4 protein-coding genes and 1 pseudogene are annotated in these 4,709 nt (G+C 57.8%); all 5 read left to right on the plus strand.

What is annotated here, in order from left to right; genetic code table 11:
• The coding region (tssC, locus tag NNO02_RS22500; RefSeq protein ID WP_271455799.1) for a type VI secretion system contractile sheath large subunit at positions 1-711 on the plus strand (711 nt) is incomplete at its 5' end.
• A gap of 23 nt (positions 712-734) precedes the next feature.
• A complete protein-coding gene (gene tssK / locus NNO02_RS22505) occupies positions 735-2,075 on the plus strand; it encodes a type VI secretion system baseplate subunit TssK (protein ID WP_271455800.1) in 1,341 nt (446 codons plus the stop codon).
• Positions 2,072-2,761, plus strand: a complete 690-nt coding sequence (tssL, locus tag NNO02_RS22510) for a type VI secretion system protein TssL, short form (protein ID WP_271455801.1) — start codon at positions 2,072-2,074, stop codon at positions 2,759-2,761. The genes tssK and tssL overlap by 4 nt, the downstream gene beginning before the upstream one ends.
• Complete coding sequence (locus NNO02_RS22515; protein ID WP_271455802.1) at positions 2,758-4,461, plus strand: OmpA family protein; 1,704 nt, start codon at positions 2,758-2,760, stop codon at positions 4,459-4,461. The genes tssL and NNO02_RS22515 overlap by 4 nt, the downstream gene beginning before the upstream one ends.
• A 13-nt stretch (positions 4,462-4,474) precedes the next feature.
• A pseudogene (gene hcp, locus NNO02_RS22520) lies at positions 4,475-4,709 on the plus strand (type VI secretion system effector Hcp); the annotation flags it as partial.

The following is a 4,709-nucleotide window of genomic DNA, read 5'->3' on the forward strand; positions in this document are numbered from 1 at the left end:
GTTCGTAGTTTCAACTATGTGGAAGAAGTTAAAGGTCCGGATCACAACAAATACCTGTGGACCAATGCATCCTTTGCTTTTGCGGCCAACATGGTGCGCAGTTTTATCAGTAATGGCTGGTGTGTACAGATCCGCGGCCCACAGGCCGGCGGCGCGGTCCAGGACCTGCCGATCCATCTGTACGATCTCGGCACCGGCAACCAGGTAAAAATCCCGTCTGAAGTGATGATCCCCGAAACCCGCGAGTTTGAGTTTGCGAACCTTGGGTTTATCCCGCTTAGCTACTACAAGAACCGCGATTATGCGTGTTTCTTCAGCGCGAACTCCACCCAGAAGCCGGCACAGTACGATACCGCAGATGCAACGGCTAACAGCCGCATCAACGCCCGTCTGCCCTATATCTTCCTGCTGTCGCGTATTGCGCACTATCTGAAGATTATTCAGCGCGAAAACATCGGGACCACCAAGGACCGACGTCTGCTGGAGCTTGAGCTGAATACCTGGGTGAAAAGCCTGGTCACTGAAATGACCGATCCGGGCGATGAGCTGCAGGCCTCTCATCCACTGCGTGACGCGAAGGTCGTTGTGGAGGATATCGAGGATAACCCGGGGTTCTTCCGCGTGAAGTTGTACGCCATCCCGCACTTCCAGGTGGAAGGCATGGACGTCAACCTGTCACTGGTTTCCCAGATGCCGAAGGCCAAATCGTAAGCATAACGTAAGGCAGGAAGCCGATGAAAACGGAACAACCGTTATGGGGCAGGGGCCAGATGATTTCTCCCCAGCATTTCCAGCAGCAGGCCGGGTATGCGGCCTGGTCTGCGGATGGCATCGCCCGGATGGGGCTTTCCCATCCCTGGGGGATAATTGACGTCGCTTTCGAACCGGATGCACTGAAACTGGGCCGCTTGCAGGCCCGTCATCTGCATGTGCGCTTCCCGGACGGCACACTGATTGATACTGATAATGCCGATCCATTGCCACCTGTACTGTCGCTTGAGAACGCGTCGCAGGATGCGACAGTTGTTCTTGCGTTGCCGCTGCTGAGGGCAAATGGTGGCAACTGTCTGAAACCCGATGAAGTGGCTGAACGACCCGTGCGTTTTCGCCAGCAGTGGCGGGATATCCGCAATGCTTTTGGCGATGACACTCGCCAGATAGCGGTAATACAACCGGAGCTGACACTGCGTTTTAGCCATCAGAACAACAGTGATTACCTGACCTGCCCGATTGCACGTCTGCAGTTGGATTCACAGGGCGGTTGGATACTGGATGGGACATTTCTTCCTCCACTTCTGACCATTCGGGGCAGTCGCTGGCTGATGACCCAACTGGAACAACTGATGACGCAACTGCGAGCCCGGCTGAGTCGCCTGATGGCTATGCGTCGTGAAAGTAACGAGCGCATGGCGGACTTTGCCGTGGCGGATGTGTCCCTGTTCTGGTTGCTCAATGCCCTGAACAGCGCAGAACCCGTGCTCGGACAGTTTCAGCGCTACCCGCAAAGCCCACCGGAGCGTCTGTACCCGGAACTGGCGAGGCTTGCTGGCAGCCTGCTGACCTTCTCGCTGGAACACCAGGTGAGTGCCATTCCTGTCTGGCAGCATGAGCAGCTGAATAACGTCTTTCCGCCGCTGTTTGACTTACTGGGCGACCTGCTGGAAGCCAGCCTGCCGTCGCGGGTGGTAGCGATTGAGCTTGAGCATGATGCCCGGCTTCACTTCTGGCAGGCCCGTCTGCATGACCCACGCCTGCGCGAAGGGGCCGATTACTACCTCTCCGTGCGTTCACCGATGCCGGTGGCTCAACTGCAGGAACAGTTCCCACGCCAGTGCAAGGTCGGCAGTCCCGATCATGTCAGGAGTATCGTCAATTCTTCACGGGTGGGGGTGCCGCTGATGCCGCTGCGTCATGTGCCGGCCGCCATCCCACTGCGTCTGGAAAACCAGTATTTCAGCCTCGATCTCTCCCATCCTCTGGCGACGGAGATGCTGCAAAGCGGCACCTGCATGTTTTACGTTCCGGGCATGCTCGGCGAGCCTGAACTTGAACTCTTTGCGGTACTGAGAACATGAGTGTGCGTAAACGCGGTACGGCCGCGTCCATTGATATTGATGCCCTGCTGCAGGATACCTGGCTGCAGGTAATCAGCCTGCGTCACGGTCCGACGTTTCAGGAAGGAGAAGGGCGTACCTTGTGGGTGCGCTGTATTGCTGATGTTGAGCGTGTACAGCGTGAGCTGAAAGCGAGCGAACTCGATGAAGCCAGCTGTCAGCATATTCTCACTGCACAGTGTGCGCTGCTTGATGAAGCCGTCAAAGGTCGCGGTGTGGAGGATGATGCCTGCGTGCAGTGGTATGACATTCCCCTGCAGGGGCACTTCCTCGGCACCATGGACGCCGGTGATACGCTGTGCGATCGCATGCGAAATGTGCTGCGTGAACCGGTGCCTGACCATGCTGTTGTGACGTGCTTTCAGCGGGTCATGATGCTGGGGTTTCTCGGCAGTTTCCGCTCCCTGAACGACCCGGAGCGCCAGAAACTCGTCAGCGCGCTCAGTGAACATGTCATGCCATTCAGCTATCCAAACAACTATCCAGTACTGGCGGAAAGCCGTGCCGGGCGTGGAGGCGGCGGCTGGCTGGCGTCATGGCCTGTGCGTATTAGCTTGAGTGTAGTGGTGGTTGCCGCGCTGTGGTGGGGACTGAACCACTGGCTGGATCAGATGCTGCTGACTCTGCTGCCGGAGGTCATGAAATGAGCCTCGCACAACAGCGAGGTCTTGCGCTGTGGGCTACCCTGCTGAGTGTGGTGATCTGTCTGGGTTTCCTGCCGGTGTCCCGACTGGTTTCTGTGCTCGTTTTGTTGGCGATACTGGGGCTTATTCTGGCGTTCTGTACTGTCGCCAGTCGTCGCGTGGAACATGACGCCCCTCTGTATCTGGATGACCTCCCGGAAGCCACTTACCACCAGCCCGTGGTGCTGGTCTGTGGCGATCTGCCGCTGGCATGTATGCAGCACTCACCGGTGCTCACGGCCACACAAGGATGCTGGATCCGCGTGGAGGATCATCAGGAACTGGCGTCGGTGGTCCGTCAGATATTATGGAAACGCCCGGGCTGGGGACGCCAGTTATCGGTGATGGTCAGCGTCTGCCCGCAGAAACACGCCGACAGTGAAGCGCTTACCAGTCGCCTGCTGGCTCTGCGCTGGCAAATCAGCCTGCTACGTAAAGAAAACGGTCACTCTGTGCCGCTGATTCTGCATGGTCAGGTTGGCAGCGTAATGACGAATGACATGCTCTGGCAGACGGCGCTCCCGGGTGAAGATGTGAGGGTCTGGCGTGAGTCTTCAGCACCGGGTTCAATCGCTGCGTGGATCACCACCAGCGGAGCGCCTGCAATGCAACAACAGGTGATGATGAACAGTCTGATGAGCTGGTTCCATCAGCGCGTCCAGGCTGTCTTTATGGATGAGAACCCTGATGTTCCGGTCATAACTCCTGTTGCGGTGCTGTGGGGGATAGGACCGATCCTTGCCGGAAGTCTCGCCACATCGGTGTGGACGTCGTGGCTTTCCCATCACACCGCGATGCAGCAGGTGACGGGCTGGCAGCCGACGGGTACGGACAGTACGGTTATTTCCCCATTCCCGGATTTTATCCTACCGCTGCTGCCCGAAGGGCGAGGACTGACACCGCGTGGGCGAGTCTTCCGTTATGCGCTCGGGATCTTCACGCTGGCGGCCATTGCGGCGTTGCTCAGCAGTGGCTGGAACAATCTCCAGATGCTGCAGCGTGTGAGCTTCGATATTGCCCGCTATGACCGTATCCCGAAGCATGATTTCGGACCAAAAGCCGACGCCGTTACCGTCCTGCGTGACGATGCGGCAACGCTGGATGACCACGCGCGCAATGGTGTACCGATACGGATGGGGCTAGGTCTGTATCAGGGGGGGCGTCTGCGTATGCCTGTGCTGGATGCGATCCGTTCCTGGGTGCCCCCACTACCGCCGCCTGAGCCGCAGCCGAAACCCAAACCGGTACCGAAAATTGTTCGTCTCGACAGTATGTCGCTGTTTGACTCCGGTAAAGCGGTACTGAAAACCGGCTCCACCAAAATGCTGGTCAATTCGCTGGTCGGTATTAAGGCGAAGCCGGGCTGGCTGATTGTGGTCGCGGGTCACACTGATAACACCGGGAATGCACAGCTGAACCAGACGCTGTCGCTCGAGCGTGCCGCTGCGGTACGCGACTGGATGCGTGATACCGGTGACGTGCCGGAAAGCTGTTTTGCGGTGCAGGGCTATGGCGCAAGCCGTCCGATCGCAACCAACGACACCCCGGAAGGCCGCGCGCTCAACCGCCGTGTCGAAATCAGTCTGGTACCGCAGGCGAATGCCTGTCAGATACCGGGCACCCCCTCAGCGTTATCGCAGGATGATGACGTTTCTCAACATTAATGGAGTAAATCCGATGGCAATTCCTGTTTATCTGTGGCTGAAAGACGACGGTGGTGCGGACATCAAAGGATCTGTTGACGTTCAGGATCGTGAAGGCAGCATCGAAGTGGTGGCTCAGGAACATAACCTGTACATCCCGACCGACAACAACACCGGCAAGCTGACCGGTACCCGTATCCACACCCCGTTCCTGTTCACCAAGGAAATCGATTCGTCCAGTCCGTACCTGTACAAGGCGGTGACCACCG

The organism is Citrobacter sp. Awk 2 (assembly GCF_028069815.1).
GTDB lineage: Bacteria > Pseudomonadota > Gammaproteobacteria > Enterobacterales > Enterobacteriaceae > Citrobacter.

Excerpts from the sequence above, each read along its gene's own strand:
- tssK (WP_271455800.1), top strand. The coding sequence starts at position 735 with ATGAAAACGGAACAACCGTTATGGGGCAGGGGCCAGATGATTTCTCCC.
- NNO02_RS22515 (WP_271455802.1), top strand. The coding sequence starts at position 2,758 with ATGAGCCTCGCACAACAGCGAGGTCTTGCGCTGTGGGCTACCCTGCTG.
- tssL (WP_271455801.1), top strand. The coding sequence starts at position 2,072 with ATGAGTGTGCGTAAACGCGGTACGGCCGCGTCCATTGATATTGATGCC.